A 19,227-nucleotide genomic window follows, 5' to 3' on the forward strand; every position below is an offset into this window, starting at 1 on the left:
CCGCGCGATACAGCGCCCCGGCGGCGAGCCGTCAGCGCGGCGGCGGGACCCCCGGGGAAGCCGTCGGCCTGACGATCTCGCCCAGTGTCGGCACCGACTCCGGCCGGGAGCGGACCGCGTCGGTGCACTCCCACGCCCGCGGCGGATCCACGTCCGGCCCGCCCAGGACCACCGGTCCCGGGCCCGCCGACACCGCTTCGCTGCCCGCCAGGGTGCACACGATCTGCGAGAGCGCGACCGGCGGCAGGTCCTCCGGCTTGCGGCTCAGCCGCACCGTGCCCGCCGGGTCGCCCGGCCTCGGCTCGCCCGCCGTCAGCCCCGACGGCACCCCGGTGGTGAACCCCGCGTCCCGCTCCTCCGCCGACGGCGTCCGCTCCAGCGCCTCCAGCAGCGCCTGCGCGACGAGCGCGACGGGGTCCCGTGCGACCCTCTTCTCGGGCACCGGAACCACCCGTTCCACGCCGACCAGCTGCGATCCGCAGACCAGCTCCAGCGTGGCCCGGAAGCCCTGCACCGTGTTCTGGCCGCCCGGCTGCGCCGGGGTGTCGCAGGACACCCGGGAGGGCGCCGCGCCCACGTCCACGGGGACCGTCGTCGCCCTGATCCCGCAGCCCGGCAGGCAGCCCACGGCGACCAGCGCGAACAGGGCCGGCACCACCGCCCGGACCTTACGCGTCCTCGTCACCCGCGATCACCTTCCCCACGTCCACCGGCAGCCGCAGCGTGAACAGCGCCCCGCCCCCCGCCCCGTTGGCGGCGGTGATGTCGCCGCCGTGGATGTGCGCGTTCTCGACGGCGATCGACAGCCCCAGCCCGCTCCCGTCCGACTTCGGCCGCGACGCGCTCGCCTTGTAGAACCGGTCGAAGACGTGCGGCAGGACGTCCTCCGGGATGCCCGGACCGTTGTCCTGGACCGCGATCACCAGCCACTCGCCCTCCACGACCACCGAGACCCGCACCGGCGAACCGCCGTGCTTGAGCGCGTTGCCGATCAGGTTGGCCAGGATGACGTCGAGGCGGCGCGGGTCGAGGCGCGCCACGATGCCCCGCTCGGCGTCGAGTTCGACCGCGTCCAGCCAGGCCCGTGCGTCGATGCAGGCCGTGACCTGGTCGGCGACGTCCACGTCGTCGAGGACCAGCCGGGCGGTGCCCGCGTCGAAGCGGGTGACCTCCATCAGGTTCTCCACGAGGTCGTTGAGCCGGCGCGTCTCGCTCACGACGAGCGCGACCGCCGGTGCGATCATCGGATCGAGGTCGTCGACCTCCTCCTCCAGCACCTCGGCGACCGCCGTCAACGCCGTCAGCGGTGTGCGCAGTTCGTGCGACATGTCCGCGACGAAGCGCCGGCTGGACTCCTCCCGCGCGCTCATGTCGGCGACCTTCTTCTCCAGCGCCTCGGCCGTCTTGTTGAAGGTGTGCGACAGGTCGGCGAGTTCGTCGGTCCCCGACACGTCGAGCCGGTGGTCCAGCTCGCCCTCGCCGAGCCGCCGCGCCGCGTCCCCGAGCCGCTGCACGGGCTTGAGTACGGTCCTGGCCGCGGCCTGCGCCAGCAGCGCGGACCCGAGCAGCGCCAGACCCGTCGCGATGGTCAGCGACCAGCCGAGCGCGTTCAGGTCGTCCCGCTCCTGCGCGAGGGACTTGTACATGTAGCCGGTCGGCCCGCCGCCCACGATCCGCGTCCCGCCGACCAGGTACGGGTTGCCCCGCGGCTTCGTCCGCTGCCAGTACATGTGGTACTCGGAGTCGTTCGCCGCGGTCATCTTCTGCCGGTCGTTCACGGCGTGCTGGAGGGACTCGGGTACGTCGTCCAGCCCGAAGGAGTCGGGGCCCGCCGCGCCGAACACCTGACGGTCGTCCTTGTCCTCGTGCACCAGCAGCACGCTGTAGCCGGGGCTGCTGCCCGCCATCAGCTCGGCGGTGCGCTGCATCTCCTCCGGCGTCGGATCGGCGGGCAGCGCTGCGGCCCGGTTCTGCATCTCCTGCCGGAAGTCGCCGAGGGCGGCCTCCTGGACCCGGGTGAGGACCGCCTCCCGGTTGAGCCAGTACGCGATCCCGGAAGCCGAGACCGCGGCCGTCAGCGCGACCAGCGCGAACACCACGAGGAGCCGCAGCCGCAGGCTGGTCCAGCGCCGGCCCGCGAGCAGCGCCGGGATCACTGCGGTGAGTCCAGGCGGTAGCCGACGCCGCGGACGGTACGGATCAGGGTGGGCGAGGACGGCACGTCCTCGACCTTGGCGCGCAGCCGCTGCACGCAGGCGTCGACGAGCCGGGAGTCGCCCAGGTAGTCGTGCTCCCAGACCAGGCGGAGCAGCTGCTGGCGGGAGAGGGCCTGGCCGGGGCGCCGGCTCAGTTCCAGCAGGAGCCGCAGCTCGGTCGGGGTGAGCTGGAGGTCCTCGCCGTTCTTCGTCACCGTCATCGCGGCGCGGTCGATGACCAGGGACCCGAAGCTCGCGGAGTCGCTGGACTCGCGCTCGCCGCGGCGCAGCACGGCCCGGATCCGGGCGTCGAGGACCCGCCCCTGGACGGGCTTGACCACGTAGTCGTCGGCACCGGACTCCAGGCCGACGACCACGTCGATGTCGTCGCTGCGCGCGGTGAGCAGGATGATCGGCAGCTGGTCGGTGCGGCGGATCCGCCGGCACACCTCGAAGCCGTCGATCCCGGGCAGCATGACGTCCAGCACGATCAGGTCCGGCCGCTGCTCGCGCAGCAGTTTCAGGCCGTCCTCGCCCGTCGCCGCAGTGGCCACACGGTGGCCCTGGCGAGACAGGGAGAGTTCGAGGGCCGTGCGGATGGCGTCGTCGTCCTCGATCAGCAACAGGAAAGGCACGGGCTCATTCTGTCCCATCCCCCGTTGGGACTTCGACCTTCGTGCGGCGGAGATCAGGTCACGGGTGGCTGTGACAGGCCTGTGACAGTCGGCGGACACCCCGGTTATGTCAGGGGGGCAGGCTTCTACCAACGCACAACGGACCGAAGCAGACTCCACGACGGGGGGCGCGAGATGAACACGCTGCACAGCACCACGACCAGCGCGGTTGTCACGCGGCTGCACGATGTGAACCGCCGGGCGGGTGTCCGTACGGTGACGGTCGCCCGTCCGCGGCCGGCACACGTCACAGCCATTGACGCGAACCAGTACCAGGCGGTTCCCGCACAGCGCACCCCGTCCTCCACGTCGGAGGCGGAGTTCACGGCGTACGTGCAGGAGCGGCGGGCCGCGCTCTACGCGACGGCCTTCCACCTCACCGGCGACCGGCACGAGGCCGAGGACCTGCTGCAGAGCGCACTGTTCTCCACGTACCGGGCGTGGGACCGCATCACCGACAAGGCGGCCGTGGGCGGCTACCTGCGGCGCACGATGACGAACCTGCACATCAGCGCGTGGCGCCGGCGGAAGCTGAACGAGTACCCGACGGAGGAGCTGCCGGAGCAGGCCTCCGACACGGACGCGATGCGCGGTACGGAGCTGCGTGCGGTGCTGTGGCAGGCGCTCGCCCGCATCCCGGAGCCGCAGCGCACGATGCTGGTGCTGCGGTACTACGAGGGCCGCACGGACCCGGAGATCGCCGAGATCCTCGGGATCAGCGTCGGCACGGTGAAGTCGAGCATCTGGCGTTCGCTGCGCCGCCTGCGTGACGACGAGGCGCTGAGCTTCGGCCACGACGAGGCGGAGTCCTTCGAGGAGCTCGTCGCGTAACGCGACACACCGAGACCATCGGGCCGGGGGGCCCGTCCTACGGGGGTGGGACGGGGGCCTGCGGGGGGTGAAGAGGCGGGATCAAGCGGTCGGGGGTCCGCGTGATCCCGCCTTTTCTCCTTTTTGACGCGCCGCTCGCACGGCTCGGCGCCAGGGCGCCTCCCCGGCTTCGCGCCGCTGCGCCAGCCTCCGACCGGCGTCCCGCTGGGCGGCGCCCCAGCCACATCCAGCCCAGCCAAAGCCGGCCCCGCCGGAGCCAAACCCAGCCCCGCCGGCGATTGAGGCGCGGGGTCCGGGGCAGAGCCCCGGCAGCGGCGCGGCAGCCGGACCGACCCGGCTAGGCCCGAGCGCGAGCGGAACCGGCCCGGCGCCGGCCCGCCGCGGCGGCGGCCAGGCGGCCGAGCGCCTCGTCACGGGCGCAGGCGTGCGCGCCCAGCCCGACGTGCCGGGCCACGATGCCCCGCTCGGCCCGCATCAGCCGCCAGCCCCTGCGCAGCAGGAACGGAACGGACTTGCGCCCTTCGCGCAGGTCGCGGGCCAGCCGCCGGCGGAAGGTGGTCGAGGGCCTCCCCCGCAGGCAGATCGCGTCGGCCAGCAGACCCAGCTCCTGGCAGCGCGCCGCGATGTCGGCGGCGAAGATGCCCTCCGCGATGAACAGCGGGGTGCGCGGCGACCGTGCGATGTCCAGGGTCTCGGTGCCGGTCCGCGAGGACGTCGCGATGTCGTACACCGGCACCTCCGTCCGCCCCGTCGCGCACAGCCGCGCGATCGCGGCGACCGCCGTGTCCGCGTCCCAGGACAGCGGGGAGTCCCAGTCGATGTCGGAACTGCCCTCGACCAGCGGGAGGGTGGGGTCGTCGCCCTCCTTGTAGAAGTCGTCGAGGCGCAGCACGGGCAGCCCTGAGCGGGCGGCCAGGGAGGACTTGCCGGAGCCCGACGGACCGGTCAGCAGCACGACGCGGGTCGGTGAAGGAGAGGAGGAGCTCACGGGACACCAGTCTGAACCATTCCCCCGGGTAGGGGATCCTCCAGGTGGCCGGTTGGTATCCAGGATCACACGTCAACTACGCTGCGTGCGCACGCGACTACGACCACAGGCGAGGATCCCCATGGCACGTCACGCAGCTCCTTCCGGACCGAACCGGCTCCGCGCCGCGGGCCTGAGCGTCTCGATGGCCGGCGCGGCCCTGGCGATGGCCGCCGGCGGCGCGCAGGCCGGTGAACTCGACGTCCCCGCCGCACTGGCCGGTGTGGCGGACCCGATCGCGAACCTGAAGGTGAACCCGCTCGCGAACACCGGGGTGGACCCGCTGAACAACGGGTTGGCCACCCAGGTCGCCGACTTCCCCTCCGTCGGGACGGGCATGCTCACCGGCAGCCTGACCCGGGGCTCCTCGGTGGGCGAGCTGCCCACCGCGGCCGTGTCCTCGCTGCTCGGCCCGGTGCTCCCGAAGCAGTAGGCACGGGAAGGCCCCGGCAGCACGGGGGTCGCTGCCGGGGCCGGTTCACGGGGGTCTTCCCGTACGAGGACTAGTACGAGGACCCGCCCGAGCCCAGCGAACCCGTCGGGTGCCAGACCGTCTTGGTCTCCAGGAACGCGGTCATGCGGTGCGTGCCCGGGTCGGCGCTCCAGTCGTCCACAGGCTGTGGACGCAGGACGCGCTTGAGGTTGTCGGCCGCCGCGATCTCCAGCTCCTTGGCCAGCGCCGTGCCGGCGCCCGCCAGGTCGATCGCGTTGACGTCCTGGTGGGACGCCAGGTGCGGGCCCATCTCGGCGGCCTTGCCGGACAGGATGTTGACCACGCCACCGGGCAGGTCGGAGGTGGCGAGCACCTCGCCCAGGGACAGGGCCGGCAGCGGGGACTTCTCCGAGGCGATCACGACGACGGTGTTGCCGGTCGCGATCACCGGGGCGACCACGGAGATCAGGCCGAGGAAGGACGAGTCCTGCGGGGCCACGACCGTGACCACACCGGTCGGCTCGGGGGTGGAGAGGTTGAAGAACGGGCCCGCGACCGGGTTGGCCCCGCCCACGATCTGGCCGATCTTGTCGGTCCAGCCCGCGTACCAGACCCAGCGGTCGATCGCCGCGTCGACGACGGCGCCGGCCTTGGACTTCGACAGCCCCTCGGCCTCGCCGACCTCGCGGACGAACTGGTCCCGGCGGCCCTCCAGCATCTCGGCGATGCGGTAGAGGATCTGGCCGCGGTTGTACGCGGTCGCGCCCGACCAGCCGCCGAAGGCCTTGCGGGCGGCGACGACCGCGTCACGGGCGTCCTTGCGGGAGGACAGCGGGGCGTTGGCCAGCCACTTGCCCTTGGAGTCGCTCACCTCGTACACCCGGCCGCTCTCGGAGCGGGGGAACTTGCCCCCGACGTACAGCTTGTAGGTCTTGAAGACGCTCAGACGCGTCGCAGAAGACTCAGACATCGAGGTAGCCCTCCAGGCCGTGACGGCCGCCTTCGCGCCCGAAGCCCGACTCCTTGTAGCCGCCGAAGGGCGAGGTCGGGTCGAACTTGTTGAACGTGTTGGCCCAGACGACACCCGCACGGAGCTTGTTCGCGACCGCGAGGATGCGCGATCCCTTCTCCGTCCAGATACCGGCGGACAGGCCGTACTGGCTGTTGTTGGCCTTGGCGACGGCTTCGTCGGGCGTACGGAAGGTCAGCACGGACAGCACCGGGCCGAAGATCTCGTCGCGGGCGACGGTGTGCGCCTGGGTGACGTTCGTGAAGAGCGTCGGGGCGAACCAGTAGCCGGCGGACGGCAGCTCGCACGCCGGGGACCAGCGCTCGGCGCCCTCGGCCTCGCCGGTCTCCGCGAGCGCGGTGATCCGGGCGAGCTGCTCGGCGGAATTGATCGCGCCGATGTCGGTGTTCTTGTCGAGCGGGTCGCCCAGGCGCAGCGTCGACAGGCGGCGCTTGAGGCTGTCCAGCAGCTCGTCGTGGATCGACTCCTGGACCAGCAGGCGCGAGCCCGCGCAGCAGACCTGGCCCTGGTTGAAGAAGATGCCGTTGACGATGCCCTCGACGGCCTGGTCGATCGGGGCGTCGTCGAAGACGATGTTGGCGCCCTTGCCGCCCAGCTCCAGGGTGACCTTCTTGTCGGTGCCGGCGACGTGGCGGGCGATCTTCTTGCCCACGGCCGTCGAGCCGGTGAAGGCGACCTTGTTCACGTCCGGGTGCTCGACGAGGGCCGCGCCCGCGTCCCCGTACCCGGTGAGGATGTTGACGACGCCCTTGGGCAGCCCGGCCTGGCGGCAGATGTCCGCGAAGAACAGCGCCGACAGGGGCGTGGTCTCGGCGGGCTTCAGGACGACGGTGTTGCCGGTGGCGAGCGCGGGGGCGATCTTCCACGCCAGCATCAGGAGGGGGAAGTTCCAGGGGATGACCTGGCCCGCCACACCCAGCGGGCGGGGGTTGGCGCCGTAGCCCGCGTGGTCGAGCTTGTCGGCCCAGCCCGCGTAGTAGAAGAAGTGCGCGGCGACCAGCGGGAGGTCCGCGTCGCGGGTCTCCTTGATCGGCTTGCCGTTGTCGAGGGTCTCCAGGACGGCGAGCTCGCGGCTGCGCTCCTGGATGATCCGGGCGATGCGGAAGAGGTACTTGGCGCGCTCGGAGCCGGGCAGCGCGGACCACTTCTCGAAGGCCTTGCGGGCGGCCTTCACGGCACGGTCCACGTCGGCGGCGCCCGCCTGGGCGACCTCGGCCAGGACCTCTTCGCTGCTCGGCGAGACGGTCTTGAAGACCCTGCCGTCGGCGGCGTCGGTGAACTCGCCGTCGATGAAGAGCCCGTAGGAGGGGGCGATGTCGACGACCGAGCGGGACTCGGGAGCCGGTGCGTACTCGAATACAGATGCCATGGTGATCAGTCCACCGTCACGTAGTCGGGACCGGAGTAACGGCCGGTGCTCAGCTTCTGGCGCTGCATCAGCAGGTCGTTGAGCAGGCTGGAGGCGCCGAAGCGGAACCAGTGGTTGCTCAGCCAGTCCTCGCCCACGGTCTCGTTGACCAGGACCAGGAACTTGATCGCGTCCTTGGTGGTCCGGATGCCGCCGGCCGGCTTCACGCCGATCTGGATTCCAGTCTGCTCCTTGAAGTCGCGGACGGCTTCGAGCATGAGCAGGGTGTTGGCGGGGGTGGCGTTGACGCCCACCTTGCCGGTGGAGGTCTTGATGAAGTCGGCGCCCGCGAGCATGCCGATCCAGGAGGCGCGGCGGATGTTGTCGTAGGTCGACAGCTCGCCGGTCTCGAAGATGACCTTGAGGCGGGCCGCGGAGCCGTCGGGGCGGACGCAGGCCTCCTTGATGGCCTTGATCAGCTCGTACGTCTCCAGGTAGCGGCCGGCGAGGAATGCGCCACGGTCGATGACCATGTCGATCTCGTCGGCGCCGGCGGCGACGGCGTCGGCCGTGTCCGCGAGCTTGACGGGCAGCGCCGCGCGGCCGGCGGGGAACGCCGTGGCGACGGAGGCCACCTTGACGTCGGCGCCGTTCAGCGCCGCCTTGGCGGTGGCCACCATGTCGGGGTACACGCAGACGGCGGCCGTCATCGGCGTGGTCCGGTCGGTCGGATCGGGGTTGACGGCCTTGGCGGAGAGCGCCCGGACCTTGCCCGGGGTGTCCGCGCCTTCCAGCGTCGTCAGGTCGATCATGGAGATGGCCAGATCGATGGCGTACGCCTTGGCCGTCGTCTTGATCGAACGGGTGCCGAGGGCGGCCGCGCGGGCCTCCAGGCCGACGGCGTCTACGCCGGGCAGCCCGTGCAGGAAGCGGCGCAGCGCGCTGTCGGACGTCGTCACGTCAGCGAATGCGGTGAGGGTGGTGGGCATGGTCACCAGATGAGCATATCTACGCGCGTAGCGACCTGTCACCCCCTCCCCCGGATCCGCTATGGAATCGACACTTCCACTCCCTGTTACCCGGCTGCGGCTCCGCCACCACCCCGGCGGCGCCGGACGCGACCGCGGACGCCGGGAAGATCGGCTGGTACACCAAGGGCGTCACCCCCGGCGAGACCGGCCCCGCCGTGCTGATCGGCCACTTCGACACCGCGCGGGGCCCGGCCGTCCTCAAAGACGTCTCGAAGGTCCGCCCCGGCGACGAGATCACCGTCTCCCGGGCCGACGGCGGCGCGGCCGTCTTCCGGGTCCGGGAGCTGGAGCAGGTCGACAAGAAGGCGTTCCCCACCGACAAGGTGTACGGGGACACCGCGCGCCCCGAGCTGCGCGTCATCACCTGCGGGGACCGCATCACGGACGGCCACCGGCCCGACAACGTCACCCTGTACGCCGATCTCGTCGGCTGATACGCCCAGGCGGCGCAGTGGGGCAGAATCGACCACATGAGCAGCCAGCAGCAGCAGCCGACCGGTGAACCGGTCTACGACGACCGCGTCTACCGCTCCTCCATGGGCGTGGTCTCAGGGGTGCTGATGCTCGCGCTGCTCGCCTGGCTGTGCGGGGACGGCGTGCTGCGCGGCTCGGGCGACACGCCCTGGATCTCGCTGGCGGCGGCCCTGTTCCTGGTACCGCTGGTCGTGGCGTTCACGATCCGCCCGGCCGTCTTCGCCAATGACGACCGGATGCGCGTACGGAACCCCTTCCGGATCATCGAGCTGCCCTGGGCGGCCGTGGACGCCGTGCGCTCCGGGTACTCCGTGGAGGCGCTGGCCGAGGGGTCGAAGTACCAGCTCTGGGCGGTGCCCGTGTCCCTTCGGGAGCGCAAGAAGGTGAACAAGCAGCAGCTCAGGGGCGGTGGGCGCACGGGCGGCCGGGACCAGGCCGCCCCGGAGGCGAAGTCCCCCGTACCGGCGGAGCCGCAGCGGGCATCCGCGGACCGGATCGCGGACGAGCTCCAGGGACTGGCCGAGCGCGGCGCCTCGCGGCCCGGCGCCCAGGGCAGCGTGAGCGTGCGCTGGTCCTACGAGGTGATCGTGCCCGCCGTGGCCGGAGTCCTGCTGCTGACCGTGCTCCTCGCGACGGGCTGACCTGCCCCGCTCCCCCACGTGCTCCCCGCCACACACCCGTCCGGGCGGAACCAGGGCTACCGCCAGGCGCGTCCTCGCAGGTGTGCAGCGTCTTGAGGCCGGCGGCAGCGCCGCCAACGCCATCCCCCTGCGGCTCCGGCTCCTGGCCGGGGCCCTGCTGGCCGCCCATCTCCTCGTCGTGGGGTGGCTGACCCTGCGGCCCCTGGACGTGCCCTGGGCGGCGGCGGCCAATCTGACCCCGCTGGAGGGCATCAGGGCGGACCTCGCCTACGGTCCGCTGGGGGCCGCCCGGCGGATCGGGGAGGGGCTGGCGCTGCTCGCCCCGCTGGGGGTGCTGCTGCCGCTGGTCGGTGGCCGGCTGGCGCCGTCCCCGCTGACCGCCTGGTCCTCGCTCGTGCGGACCGCCGCCGCGGTCGTGCTGATCTCGCTGAGCATCGAGATGCTCCAGAGCGCGGTCCCGGGCCGGGTCGTCGATGTGGACTCGGTCCTGCTGAACACGGTGGGGGTGGTGCTCGCGCACGTGGCCGTCGTACCGGTCCTGCGGGCCCGGCTACGGCGTTCACACCCGGTTTATCAGGGGCACACCCCGAGAATTTCCAGGGTCGGGCTCGGCCCCTGGACCGAGGTCCTGTCGGCGGTTCAGCGGGAGTATTGAGGCATCGCAAGCAGTACTGGTCCTCAAAACAGCGATCCCGACGAAGGAGAAGCCATGAGCGCCCTTGCCCGCCCCCGTGACGGACGATGGATCGGCGGAGTCTGCGCCGGCCTGGCGCGCCGTTTCGGAATGTCCGCGAACACGATGCGCGTCATCTTCGTGGTGTCGTGCCTGCTGCCCGGCCCGCAGTTCCTGATCTACCTGGCACTGTGGCTGCTCCTGCCGAACGAGAAGTCCGCCTCCACCGCCTGGTAGGACCGGGCTGCCCGGACCGGTCCGGGCCGCCCGCTCAGCCGGCCCGCCGGACCTTTTCCAGCTGCTTGTCGGCCACTTCCTGCGGCACCTGCGCCTTCTGCTGGGCCGCAGCCACATTGACGGCCATCAGCCGTACGACGGTGTCGCCCTCGCGTACGACGACCAGGTGCACCGGGGCGGAGACGCCCGTCGCGGTCGCGGTCGTGGTCCAGCTGACGCTCTCGTCGCCGTCCGTCGTGTACTCGGCGGAGCGTACGTCGCGGTAGCCGGCGGTCTGCTTCTCGACGGTGGCGGAGAACCCCGTGGCGCAGGCCGCGACGGCCGCCTTGAGCCGGGCGATCAGCGCCTTGGCGTCGCTCTCGGCGTAGGAGCTGACGGAGGCGGAGATGGCGAGCCCGACCTGCTTCCGGGAGCCGATGCCCCGGTCGACGGTCTCGCGCGCGGCCGGGTCGGGCTTGTCGCCCATGATGTCGGCCAGGGGCTGGCAGGCCTTGCGGTCCGCCTGCGGCTGGCCGCTGGGGGCGTTCGGGTTCTTGCCCTGGGCGGAGACCTGGTAGTCGGCCAGGTCGCCCTGTTCCAGTGCGGACCGCTCCAGCCTGGTGCCGCCGGACTTCGGCGTGGCCGCTCCGGCCGAACCGGCGGAGGGCGCCGGGGCACCGGGCGCGCCCGGGGAAGCCGCCAGGGAGCCCTTGGGGTCGGGGGACCTGCCCGGCGGGGCACTGTCGGCGCTGTCCGTGCCACCGCACCCCACGGCCGTGAACAGCAGGGCGGGGAGCATCGCGACCCAGGTCGCTCGTGCCTTCATGCGCATGACCGAAACCTCATACCCAGTGCGTCGGCGGGCAGTTGGTGGTGATCGTGACACACGGTGCGGCGGGACACACACCTCGTCGAAGAGACGTGCGCCCGCCGCTCGCGCGTTCGTGTCGCGGCAGCGTCAGCCGCCGAGACCGTTCAGACCACCGGTGATCGGGTTCAGCAGGCCGGTGACCTGAGAGGTGGGGTCGCTCGACTGCTGGCCCTCCTCGGCGCCCGTCTGCTGCTGGCTGGTGAGGCCCTGGACCGCGCCGGTGGCGGTGCCCAGCGCGTCGGTCAGTCCGACGGCGGGGACGGCGGCCGAGGCGGTACCGGCGGCGGCGACGGCAAAGGCGGCACCGAGAACGGCGGCACCGAGGGTCTTGGCAGCTGACTGCTTCATGAAAACGTGTCCTTGCGACGGGGAATTGGGCGGCTCCGCAAACTAGTCACTTCAAACCCCGGCCCGCAAACATCCTTAAATACGAGAAAGCGCCCGGGAATTGCTCCTCCCGGGCGCTCTCCGTATGTCATGCCTTGGCCTACACCGAGACAGAACCGCTGGTGGAAGCCGTCTGCTGGAAAAGCCACTCCGACTTCAGCTCCGCGTAACCCGGCTTGATCACCTCGTTGATCATGGCCAGTCGTTCATCGAAAGGAATGAACGCGGACTTCATCGCATTGACGGTGAACCACTGCATGTCGTCGAGCGAGTAGCCGAAGGTGTCGACCAGGTGCTCGAACTCGCGGCTCATGCTGGTGCCGCTCATCAGCCGGTTGTCGGTGTTGACGGTGAGCCTGAAGTGCAGCTTCCGCAGCAGACCGATCGGGTGCTCGGCGTACGAGGCGGCAGCGGCCGTCTGCAGGTTCGAGGTCGGGCACATCTCCAGGGGGATGCGCTTGTCGCGGACGTACGAGGCCAGGCGGCCCAGCTTCACGGAACCGTCGGCGGCGACCTCGATGTCGTCGATGATCTTCACGCCGTGACCGAGGCGGTCGGCGCCGCACCACTGAAGGGCCTGCCAGATCGACGGCAGGCCGAAGGCCTCGCCCGCGTGGATCGTGAAGTGGTTGTTCTCGCGCTTGAGGTACTCGAAGGCGTCGAGGTGGCGGGTGGGAGGGAACCCGGCCTCGGCGCCGGCGATGTCGAAGCCGACGACGCCGTTGTCGCGGTAGCGGTTGGCCAGCTCCGCGATCTCCAGGGCGCGCGCGGCGTGGCGCATCGCGGTGAGCAGGGCGCCGACGCGGATGCGGTGGCCGTTGGCCTTCGCGCGACGCTCGCCCTCGCGGAAGCCGTCGTTCACGGCCTCGACGACCTCTTCGAGGGTCAGGCCCGCTTCGAGGTGCTGCTCGGGGGCGTAGCGGATCTCGGCGTACACGACGCCGTCCTCGGCCAGGTCCTCGGCGCACTCGGCGGCGACCCGGGTCAGGGCCGCCTTCGTCTGCATGACCGCGCAGGTGTGCGCGAAGGTCTCCAGGTAGCGCGGGAGGGAGCCGGAGTCGGCGGCTTCCCGGAACCAGATGCCGAGCTTGTCGGCGTCGGTCTCGGGGAGGTTCTCGTAGCCGGCCTCGCGGGCCAGTTCGATGATGGTCCCGGGGCGCAGGCCGCCGTCGAGGTGATCGTGCAGCAGCACCTTCGGGGAGCGGCGGATCTGATCCGGGGTCGGCAGGTTAGGGGTCTCGCTCGTCATCTGCGCACTCTAACTCCTACGCGCGTAGAGCTGGGTGCCTGCGGTGACCCCGGTTATGTAACAGTGACCGCGCGGACGGATGGCGTACACCTCGGCGTCTGAGACTGTTCCGCCATGGCACAGCATGCGCCGCCGGCGCGCGGGGCCCGCCTGGGGCGGGCGGCCGGCGCGATCGGCTCGGGCTCGACAGTCAGTGGTGTGGTCCTCCTGCTCCCCGGGGCGTCCAGATTCCCGCCCGGTCCGGTGCGCCCGCTGGGGCGGGCACTGGCCCGGGCCGGCGGGGCACAAGGGCTGGTCACGCACGCCGTCGTGCACGGCGGGGACGCCCCCCGGGAGGAACAGGCGGCCTGGGCGGTGGCCGAGGCGGTCCGGCGGTACGGCGACGTTCCGGTGTGCCTGGCCGGGTACGGCGCGGGGGGCCTGGCCGCGCTGCGGGCCGCCGGCCACGAAGCCGTCAACTCGGTCGTGGCCATGGCCCCTTGCTTAGCCGAGGAGACCGGCGACCCGTCGCCTGAACCGGTGAAACAGCTGTCGGGGCGGCAGGTCCTCATCGTGCACGGCACGAACGACGCCAGGAGTGACCCTGAGGAATCCTTCCGGCTGGCGGCGCGGGCGAAGAAGGCGAACCGCTCGACGTGCCGCTTCGAGGTGCATTCGGACGGGCACGGGCTGCGCGAGCACCAGCCGGAAGTGGTGGCCCTGGCGGTGGACTTCGTCCTCGGGGCGGTGTTCTCGGGGCACTACTCGCGGCCGGTGACCGACGCGCTCGCGGCGCCGCCGCCGCTGGGTCTGCGGATGCCGCTGGCCTCCGGCTTCGGGCAGTCGCTGCGGCGGTGACGGGCGGCGTCCGGCCGCCCGCGCGTATGGTGAAAGAGCGAGGACTCGGGGCTTATCCCACGGAGGCGATGAGCATGGCTGGCCTGGTGTCGAAGAACTTCGACAAGCCGGACGAGACCCGTCCGTTCGAGGGCGGCAAGGGCAGGCTGGACCTGGTGGAGACGGACGGCGGATCCGTCGGCCGGGCCGTCTTCGAGCCGGGATGGAAGTGGTCGGAGCACATCAAGCCGCTGGCCGGTACGGACAGCTGCGAGTCCGCCCACACGGGATACGTCGTGAGCGGCCGCCTGAAGGTCGTCATGAACGACGGGGACAGCCTGGAGATCGGCCCCGGCGACTTCATCCAGATCGAGCCCGGGCACGACGCCTGGGTGCTGGGCGACGAACAGTGCGTCGTACTGGACTGGACCGGTTACGGCAACTACGCGAAGCCGGTCTCCGGCTGACGGCTCCGCCGCCCCGCCGGGTCCTGCCCGAGCAGGCCGGCGGCCCGGTCCAGGGTGCGGGCCAGGGAGCCCGCCGTCGGGCCCGTCGCCAGGACGTACGCGTGATGCAGCCCGCCCGTCGGGGCGCGGCGGACCGTGGCGTGCGCCGGCACCTCCAGCTGGACCCGGACCACGCCCGGCACGGCGCGGGCCGCGGCGAGCCCCGGCCGGACCCCGTCGAGGCGCCGGCCGGGCGGGAAGTCCACGTACCGCAGCCCGGCGTGCACGGCGCGCGGGATGCGCGCCGGAGCGGGCAGGCCGAGCCCGGCGGCCAGGGCGAGGGCGAGCACGTCGGTGCCGTGGGCGAGCCGGAGCAGCCGCACGACCTCCTCGCCGCCGGGACGGGCGCGGGCCTCCACGAGGCGGGGGCCGCGCGCCGTGAGGACGACCTCGGTGTGGGAGGGGCCGTCGCGGTGTCCGGCGAGGTCGAGGACACCGCGTACGAGGGCCCGTACGGCCTCGGCGGTTCCCGTCTCCAGCGCCACGGGCAGGTCGTGGCCGGTCGTGGTGAGGCCGGGGCCGGTCCGCCGGCGGGCCCAGCCGAGGATGCGGTGGCGGCCGGCCTCGGAGAGGGCCTCCACGGTGAGTTCGGGCCCTTCGAGCAGTTCCTCGACGAGGAGGTCGGTGACCTCGGGGTAGCAGCGGGCCGCACGCCGGGCCTCGGCGGCGTCGCGCACCAGGCACACCCCCTCGCCGTCGGCGCCCGCGCGGGGTTTGACGACGCAGGGGTAGCCGATGAGGGCGGCGAGGAAGGGGATCAGTGCGGCGCGTCCGCAGCGGGCGAAGGAGACGGGCCGGCCGGGGTGCAGGGCGTTGGAGCGGGCGCGCATGGCCGCCTTGTCCATGAGGGCGGTGACGGCGGCGGTGGGCGTGCCGGGCAGGCCGAGTTCCTCGTTGGCGCGGGCGGCGGAGAGGGCCGCGGCGGCGGTGAAGCCGAAGACGGCGGCGCGGCCGGCCCGGACCTCCTCCAGCGGGCCGAGGGCCTCGACCAGGCGGCGGTGGTCGCGCCAGTCCGTCCGTACCCGCCGCTCCGCCCCCTCACGGTCGGACGGCACGGGTGGACCCGGCGCGACCACCACGGTGCGCGCGCCCGCACGGCGGGCGGCCGCCAGCACGGCGGGTCGCGGGCTCAGCAGGACGGCCACGGGCCCCCGCCCCGGTCCGGCTGTCCGCTGCCCCATACCGCGCTCCCCCTCCACGCCGTGCTGCCACTGTGCCTCTTCGGCATATGCGGATACCGTCCGGGCAGGCATCGTCTTGCCGCCTTGCGGGAACACGAGGGGTTTATAAACAGACACAGGCCGGGACGAATACGCATATGCCAGCCGATGAAGCCGGGGAACTGAGTCCGGCGGCCCGACGCCTCTACGCGTACGCCGTCGAGCGGCACGCCTTCGACACCGCGGAGGCCACGGAGGCCCTGGGCGTGCGCGCGGCAGCCGCGGTCACCGAGCTGGCCGCCGCCCACCTGCTCCAGCGGGCCCCGGGCGGCGGGCCGGAGCAGTGGAGTGCCGTGGCCCCCCGGGCGGCTGCCGCCCGGGCGCTGGCCCCGCTGGCCGTGCTCGTACGGGAGACCCACGAGGAGATGGACCGGCTGCGGGGGCGGCTGGAGGCGCTGGTGCCCGCGTACGAGGCGGGGACCGCGCACCGGGACCTGAGCGGGTCAGGGCGCCTGGAGCTGGTCACCGACCTGGGGGCGGTACGGGCGCTGATCGCGGAGCTGGTCGCGTCGTGCGGGGAGGAGCTGCTGACCTCGCAGCCCGGCGGGGGCCGGCCGCTGGAGACGCTGGAGGAGTCGATCGGGCGCGACGAGACGCTGCTGGCGCGCGGGGTCCGGATGCGGACGATCTACCAGCACACGGCGCGGTACTCGCGGCCCACGGCGGCGTACGTGGAGCGGGTGACGGCGCTGGGCGCGCGGGTGCGGACGCTGGGCGACGGGCTGATGCGGATGCTGATCTTCGACCGGCACACCGGGCTGATGGGGGTGCCGGACCGCAGCGGGGCGGCGCTGGTGGTGCGGGAGCCGAACATCGTGCACTTCATGACGGAGGCCTTCGAGCGGTCGTGGCTGGGGGCGGAGCCCTTTCCGACGACGGTGAGCCCGGAGGCGGCCCGGTCGATCTCCGACGAGCTGCGGCAGACGATCGTCCGGCTGCTGTCGGAGGGTCTGGAGGACAAGGTGATCGCTCGGCGGCTGGGCATGTCGGAGCGGACCTGCCAGCGGCACATCGCCGAGATCATGCGGGCCGTGGGGGCGAAGTCCCGTTTTCAGGCAGGGTACTTGCTGGCCCCGTCCCCCGGCTCGGCCCCGTCCCCCGGCCCGGCGCCGCCGGAGGCGTGAGCCGGGCTGCGCCCGGACCTGGGGCTCCGCCCCGGACCCCGCGCCTCAAACGCCGGCGAGGGTGGAATCGATCAGGCGGCCTCGCCTGGAGAGCAGGAAACGCTTGAACTCCGCCACCGGAGGGGTGTCGGGGTGGCCGTCGAGCCAGGCCACGCCGATCTCGCGGACCGCACGCGGGGCGGTGACCGTCAGCTCGACCACGCCCGGGCGGGCCACGGCCGGGGGCGGGAGCAGGGCCACGCCGAGTCCGGCGGCGACCAGGCCGCGCAGGGTCTCGGCCTCCTCGCCCTCGAAGGCGACGCGGGGCGTGAAACCGGCCTCCGCGCACAGGTCGTCGGTGATGCGGCGCAGCCCGTAGCCCGGCTCCAGGGTCACGAAGGTCTCCTCGGCGGCCTCGGCGAGGCGGATGCGCTTGCGGCCGGCGAGGCGGTGGTCGTCGGGGACGACCAGCCGCAGCCGCTGTTCGTCGAGGCGGCGGGCCACCAGGTCGGGGGCGACCGGGAGCGGCGAGGTGAGGCAGAGGTCGAGCTCCCCGGCGCGCAGCCGCTCCAGCATGGCTTCGCCGTAGTTCTGGACGAGGGAGAAGCGCACGCGCGGGTGGTCGGCGCGGAAGGCGCGGATCAGGCCGGGTACGGTCTCGGAGCCCAGGGTGTGGAGGAAGCCGAAGGCCACCTTGCCGGAGGCGGGGTCGGCGTCCTGCTGGACGGACTCGGCGGCGCGGGCGATCCCGTCCAGGGCCAGTTCGGCCGAGGCGAGGAAGGTGCGGCCCGCGGTGGTGAGGGCGACGGTGCGGCCCTTGCGGGCGAACAGCGTGACGCCGAGGTCGTGTTCGAGGCGGACCATGGCCCGGGAGAGCGTGGACTGCGGAACGCCCAATTCCTGCGCGGCGCGAGTGACGTGCTCGTGCCGGGCGACCGCGGCGAAGTACGCGAGTCGCGGGGCCAGCAGAGATGTCACGGCCATGTCTTCTTCGTAACGGTTCATTGACACACGCCGCCCTGAGCTGTGGTGATGCACGAGTGGATCGATTATCGCAATTCCATGCATTGGACGCATCAAAAAGCCGGGCCTACCGTCGACGTATGCCTCCCGCTCATACCGGGGCACCCGTCATCCCGGGTGCCTCCACCCCGTCGTTCCCGACCGCGCCCGCCCAGGGCCCGTCACCCCAGGGCCCGTCGGCCCCCGCGGACCCCGCGCCCGAGGGCCGGGAGCCCGGCCGCCCCGGCTACCGCCGGATGAGCCTCGCGCTCTTCGCCGCCGGACTCGCGACCTTCGCCCTCCTCTACTCCACCCAGGCGCTGCTGCCCGCGATCTCCGACGGCTTCGGGGTGACGGCGGGTCAGGCCAGCTGGACGGTGTCCGCGGCCACCGGCGCCCTCGCCCTGTTCGTCCTGCCGCTCAGCGCACTGTCCGAACGCTTCGGCCGGACCCGGATGATGACCTGGTCGATGGTCGTGGCCGTCGGCGTCGGCCTGCTGGTGCCGTTCGCGCCGAACCTGGAGTGGCTGGTCGCGCTGCGCGCCCTCCAGGGCGCGGCGATCGCCGGGATCCCGGCCTCCGCGATGGCCTACCTGGCGGAGGAGGTCAAGCCGAAGGCACTGGTCGGCGCGATCGGCCTGTTCGTCGCGGGAAACTCCATCGGCGGCATGAGCGGCCGCCTCGTCACCGGCTGGGCGGCACAGCTGGGCGGCTGGCGGATGGGCCTGCTGTCCGTCGGGCTGCTGGCGCTGGCCTGCGCGGTGGCCTTCCTGGTGCTGCTACCCCGGGCGCGGTTCTTCCGCCCCGCCTCGCTGAGCCCGCGGTCGGTGGGCCGTACCGTCGCCGGGCACCTGCGCGATCCGCTGCTGCTGCGCCTGTACGGGATCGGCGCGCTGTTCATGACCGTCTTCGGCGCCGTGTACACCGTCATCGGCTACCGGCTGGTGGACGAGCCCTTCTCCCTCGGGCAGGGCGTGATCGGGTCGATCTTCCTGATCTACCTGGTCGGTACGGTCTCCTCGGCCGCCGCCGGCCGGCTGGTGGCCCGCGCCGGGCGGCGCGGCGCGCTGTACCTGGCGGTGACCACCACCGCGCTCGGGCTGCTGCTGTCGCTGTCCGACTCGCTGGCCGCGATCGTCCTCGGCCTGGTCCTGATCACGGCGGGCTTCTTCGCGGGCCACGCCGTGGCCTCCGCCGCGGTGAGCCGCACGGCGAAGACGGGCCGGGCGCAGGCCTCCGCGCTCTACCAGTCGGCGTACTACCTCGGCTCCAGCGCGGGCGGCACCCTGGGCGCGCTCGCGTACCACTCGGCCGGGTGGGCGGCCACGGTGGGCATCGCCCTGCTCGCCGTGCTCGGCGTCGTGTCGATCACGCTGTACGGGTCCCGCGCGGCCCGCGCGCAGCGGAGCCCGATGGCACGTGCCGTCGCCGCACGCTGACGAAAACTACGCCTGCCGCGCAGGTAATCCCCGCTCGGTTTGCGGGCATTGAACCCCCGAG

Annotated in this window: 22 protein-coding genes; 10 read left to right on the forward strand and 12 right to left on the reverse strand. The window is 72.5% G+C overall.

Going from position 1 to position 19,227, the window contains the following annotated elements; genetic code table 11:
• Window positions 1–31: 31 nt before the first annotated feature.
• The 3 genes from AB0D94_RS22910 to afsQ1 are packed head-to-tail and all read right to left on the reverse strand — an operon-like array spanning window position 32 to window position 2,830.
• Entirely contained in the window at window positions 32–685 is a 654-nt protein-coding gene (locus AB0D94_RS22910) for a hypothetical protein (protein ID WP_362054957.1), read from the reverse strand.
• Window positions 669–2,156 (reverse strand): HAMP domain-containing sensor histidine kinase, encoded by a 1,488-nt coding sequence (locus AB0D94_RS22915; RefSeq protein WP_362054959.1) that lies wholly within the window; start codon window positions 2,154–2,156, stop codon window positions 669–671. Before AB0D94_RS22915 ends, AB0D94_RS22910 begins: the two co-directional genes overlap by 17 nt.
• Window positions 2,153–2,830 carry a two-component system response regulator AfsQ1 gene (afsQ1, locus tag AB0D94_RS22920; RefSeq protein ID WP_063754818.1) on the reverse strand — a complete coding sequence of 226 codons (678 nt, stop codon included), beginning with the start codon at window positions 2,828–2,830 and terminating at the stop codon, window positions 2,153–2,155. The genes AB0D94_RS22915 and afsQ1 overlap by 4 nt, the downstream gene beginning before the upstream one ends.
• 174 nt (window positions 2,831–3,004) lie before the next feature.
• On the opposite strand from afsQ1, the gene AB0D94_RS22925 reads away from it, so the two are divergent.
• Entirely contained in the window at window positions 3,005–3,700 is a 696-nt protein-coding gene (locus tag AB0D94_RS22925; RefSeq protein ID WP_266934620.1) for a SigE family RNA polymerase sigma factor, read from the forward strand.
• A gap of 337 nt (window positions 3,701–4,037) precedes the next feature.
• On the opposite strand, the gene AB0D94_RS22930 is transcribed toward AB0D94_RS22925, so the two are convergent.
• Window positions 4,038–4,754 carry a uridine kinase gene (locus AB0D94_RS22930; RefSeq protein WP_362055039.1) on the reverse strand — a complete coding sequence of 239 codons (717 nt, stop codon included), beginning with the start codon at window positions 4,752–4,754 and terminating at the stop codon, window positions 4,038–4,040.
• 55 nt (window positions 4,755–4,809) lie between these two features.
• On the opposite strand from AB0D94_RS22930, the gene AB0D94_RS22935 reads away from it, so the two are divergent.
• On the forward strand, window positions 4,810–5,160 hold the full coding sequence (locus tag AB0D94_RS22935) for a hypothetical protein (protein ID WP_362054962.1): 351 nt from the start codon (window positions 4,810–4,812) through the stop codon (window positions 5,158–5,160).
• 70 nt (window positions 5,161–5,230) lie between these two features.
• Here the strand turns inward: AB0D94_RS22935 and AB0D94_RS22940 are convergent, their stop codons facing one another.
• The 3 genes from AB0D94_RS22940 to deoC are packed head-to-tail and all read right to left on the reverse strand — an operon-like array spanning window position 5,231 to window position 8,527.
• Window positions 5,231–6,130, reverse strand: a complete 900-nt coding sequence (locus tag AB0D94_RS22940; RefSeq protein ID WP_362054964.1) for an aldehyde dehydrogenase family protein — start codon at window positions 6,128–6,130, stop codon at window positions 5,231–5,233.
• The gene (locus AB0D94_RS22945) at window positions 6,123–7,559 is read right to left on the reverse strand and encodes an aldehyde dehydrogenase family protein (protein ID WP_351583692.1); all 1,437 of its coding nucleotides are present in this window, start codon (window positions 7,557–7,559) and stop codon (window positions 6,123–6,125) included. Before AB0D94_RS22945 ends, AB0D94_RS22940 begins: the two co-directional genes overlap by 8 nt.
• Before the next feature lie 5 nt (window positions 7,560–7,564).
• Window positions 7,565–8,527 (reverse strand): deoxyribose-phosphate aldolase, encoded by a 963-nt coding sequence (deoC, locus tag AB0D94_RS22950; RefSeq protein ID WP_362055041.1) that lies wholly within the window; start codon window positions 8,525–8,527, stop codon window positions 7,565–7,567.
• 197 nt (window positions 8,528–8,724) lie between these two features.
• Between deoC and AB0D94_RS22955 the strand changes: the two genes are divergently transcribed.
• The 4 genes from AB0D94_RS22955 to AB0D94_RS22970 all read left to right on the forward strand — a co-directional run bounded on the left by AB0D94_RS22955 (window position 8,725) and on the right by AB0D94_RS22970 (window position 10,594).
• Window positions 8,725–9,003, forward strand: coding sequence for a sortase (locus AB0D94_RS22955; protein ID WP_362054967.1), 279 nt, complete (start codon window positions 8,725–8,727; stop codon window positions 9,001–9,003).
• Window positions 9,004–9,039: 36 nt separating this feature from the next.
• Window positions 9,040–9,684, forward strand: a complete 645-nt coding sequence (locus tag AB0D94_RS22960; protein WP_362054969.1) for a PH domain-containing protein — start codon at window positions 9,040–9,042, stop codon at window positions 9,682–9,684.
• Between the two features lie 82 nt (window positions 9,685–9,766).
• Window positions 9,767–10,339, forward strand: coding sequence for a VanZ family protein (locus tag AB0D94_RS22965; protein WP_362054971.1), 573 nt, complete (start codon window positions 9,767–9,769; stop codon window positions 10,337–10,339).
• A 54-nt stretch (window positions 10,340–10,393) separates the two neighbouring features.
• Window positions 10,394–10,594, forward strand: coding sequence for a PspC domain-containing protein (locus AB0D94_RS22970; RefSeq protein WP_266934634.1), 201 nt, complete (start codon window positions 10,394–10,396; stop codon window positions 10,592–10,594).
• A gap of 34 nt (window positions 10,595–10,628) precedes the next feature.
• Here AB0D94_RS22970 and AB0D94_RS22975 read toward each other — a convergent pair whose 3' ends face one another.
• From AB0D94_RS22975 to AB0D94_RS22985, 3 genes are all read right to left on the reverse strand, one after another.
• The gene (locus tag AB0D94_RS22975; RefSeq protein ID WP_362054974.1) at window positions 10,629–11,399 is read right to left on the reverse strand and encodes a hypothetical protein; all 771 of its coding nucleotides are present in this window, start codon (window positions 11,397–11,399) and stop codon (window positions 10,629–10,631) included.
• Between the two features lie 132 nt (window positions 11,400–11,531).
• Window positions 11,532–11,792, reverse strand: coding sequence for a hypothetical protein (locus AB0D94_RS22980; RefSeq protein ID WP_362054976.1), 261 nt, complete (start codon window positions 11,790–11,792; stop codon window positions 11,532–11,534).
• Window positions 11,793–11,931: 139 nt separating this feature from the next.
• The gene (locus tag AB0D94_RS22985; RefSeq protein WP_362054978.1) at window positions 11,932–13,080 is read right to left on the reverse strand and encodes an adenosine deaminase; all 1,149 of its coding nucleotides are present in this window, start codon (window positions 13,078–13,080) and stop codon (window positions 11,932–11,934) included.
• Window positions 13,081–13,194: 114 nt separating this feature from the next.
• Here AB0D94_RS22985 and AB0D94_RS22990 point away from each other — a divergent pair, with 114 nt between their 5' ends.
• Both AB0D94_RS22990 and AB0D94_RS22995 read left to right on the forward strand, forming a co-directional pair.
• Complete coding sequence (locus AB0D94_RS22990; RefSeq protein WP_362054980.1) at window positions 13,195–13,917, forward strand: alpha/beta hydrolase; 723 nt, start codon at window positions 13,195–13,197, stop codon at window positions 13,915–13,917.
• Between the two features lie 74 nt (window positions 13,918–13,991).
• Window positions 13,992–14,363 carry a cupin domain-containing protein gene (locus AB0D94_RS22995; RefSeq protein ID WP_362054982.1) on the forward strand — a complete coding sequence of 124 codons (372 nt, stop codon included), beginning with the start codon at window positions 13,992–13,994 and terminating at the stop codon, window positions 14,361–14,363.
• On the opposite strand, the gene AB0D94_RS23000 is transcribed toward AB0D94_RS22995, so the two are convergent.
• Complete coding sequence (locus AB0D94_RS23000; RefSeq protein ID WP_362054984.1) at window positions 14,339–15,583, reverse strand: ATP-grasp domain-containing protein; 1,245 nt, start codon at window positions 15,581–15,583, stop codon at window positions 14,339–14,341. The genes AB0D94_RS22995 and AB0D94_RS23000 overlap by 25 nt on opposite strands.
• Window positions 15,584–15,720: 137 nt before the next feature.
• On the opposite strand from AB0D94_RS23000, the gene AB0D94_RS23005 reads away from it, so the two are divergent.
• The gene (locus tag AB0D94_RS23005; RefSeq protein WP_362054986.1) at window positions 15,721–16,746 is read left to right on the forward strand and encodes a helix-turn-helix transcriptional regulator; all 1,026 of its coding nucleotides are present in this window, start codon (window positions 15,721–15,723) and stop codon (window positions 16,744–16,746) included.
• 45 nt (window positions 16,747–16,791) lie between these two features.
• On the opposite strand, the gene AB0D94_RS23010 is transcribed toward AB0D94_RS23005, so the two are convergent.
• Window positions 16,792–17,730 carry a LysR family transcriptional regulator gene (locus tag AB0D94_RS23010; protein WP_362054988.1) on the reverse strand — a complete coding sequence of 313 codons (939 nt, stop codon included), beginning with the start codon at window positions 17,728–17,730 and terminating at the stop codon, window positions 16,792–16,794.
• Between the two features lie 98 nt (window positions 17,731–17,828).
• Between AB0D94_RS23010 and AB0D94_RS23015 the strand changes: the two genes are divergently transcribed.
• Window positions 17,829–19,166 (forward strand): MFS transporter, encoded by a 1,338-nt coding sequence (locus tag AB0D94_RS23015; RefSeq protein ID WP_362054990.1) that lies wholly within the window; start codon window positions 17,829–17,831, stop codon window positions 19,164–19,166.
• Window positions 19,167–19,227: the final 61 nt, after the last annotated feature.

This window comes from Streptomyces sp. NPDC048255, assembly GCF_040652415.1.
Classification (GTDB): domain Bacteria; phylum Actinomycetota; class Actinomycetes; order Streptomycetales; family Streptomycetaceae; genus Streptomyces.

Coding starts and splice junctions, on each gene's coding strand:
- AB0D94_RS22925 (WP_266934620.1), top strand. CDS start 3,005: ATGAACACGCTGCACAGCACCACGACCAGCGCGGTTGTCACGCGGCTG.
- AB0D94_RS22935 (WP_362054962.1), top strand. CDS start 4,810: ATGGCACGTCACGCAGCTCCTTCCGGACCGAACCGGCTCCGCGCCGCG.
- AB0D94_RS22940 (WP_362054964.1), bottom strand. CDS start 6,130: ATGTCTGAGTCTTCTGCGACGCGTCTGAGCGTCTTCAAGACCTACAAG.
- AB0D94_RS22945 (WP_351583692.1), bottom strand. CDS start 7,559: ATGGCATCTGTATTCGAGTACGCACCGGCTCCCGAGTCCCGCTCGGTC.
- deoC (WP_362055041.1), bottom strand. CDS start 8,527: ATGCCCACCACCCTCACCGCATTCGCTGACGTGACGACGTCCGACAGC.
- AB0D94_RS22960 (WP_362054969.1), top strand. CDS start 9,040: ATGAGCAGCCAGCAGCAGCAGCCGACCGGTGAACCGGTCTACGACGAC.
- AB0D94_RS22970 (WP_266934634.1), top strand. CDS start 10,394: ATGAGCGCCCTTGCCCGCCCCCGTGACGGACGATGGATCGGCGGAGTC.
- AB0D94_RS22975 (WP_362054974.1), bottom strand. CDS start 11,399: ATGAAGGCACGAGCGACCTGGGTCGCGATGCTCCCCGCCCTGCTGTTC.
- AB0D94_RS22980 (WP_362054976.1), bottom strand. CDS start 11,792: ATGAAGCAGTCAGCTGCCAAGACCCTCGGTGCCGCCGTTCTCGGTGCC.
- AB0D94_RS22985 (WP_362054978.1), bottom strand. CDS start 13,080: ATGACGAGCGAGACCCCTAACCTGCCGACCCCGGATCAGATCCGCCGC.
- AB0D94_RS22990 (WP_362054980.1), top strand. CDS start 13,195: ATGGCACAGCATGCGCCGCCGGCGCGCGGGGCCCGCCTGGGGCGGGCG.
- AB0D94_RS22995 (WP_362054982.1), top strand. CDS start 13,992: ATGGCTGGCCTGGTGTCGAAGAACTTCGACAAGCCGGACGAGACCCGT.
- AB0D94_RS23000 (WP_362054984.1), bottom strand. CDS start 15,583: ATGGGGCAGCGGACAGCCGGACCGGGGCGGGGGCCCGTGGCCGTCCTG.
- AB0D94_RS23005 (WP_362054986.1), top strand. CDS start 15,721: ATGCCAGCCGATGAAGCCGGGGAACTGAGTCCGGCGGCCCGACGCCTC.
- AB0D94_RS23010 (WP_362054988.1), bottom strand. CDS start 17,730: ATGAACCGTTACGAAGAAGACATGGCCGTGACATCTCTGCTGGCCCCG.
- AB0D94_RS23015 (WP_362054990.1), top strand. CDS start 17,829: ATGCCTCCCGCTCATACCGGGGCACCCGTCATCCCGGGTGCCTCCACC.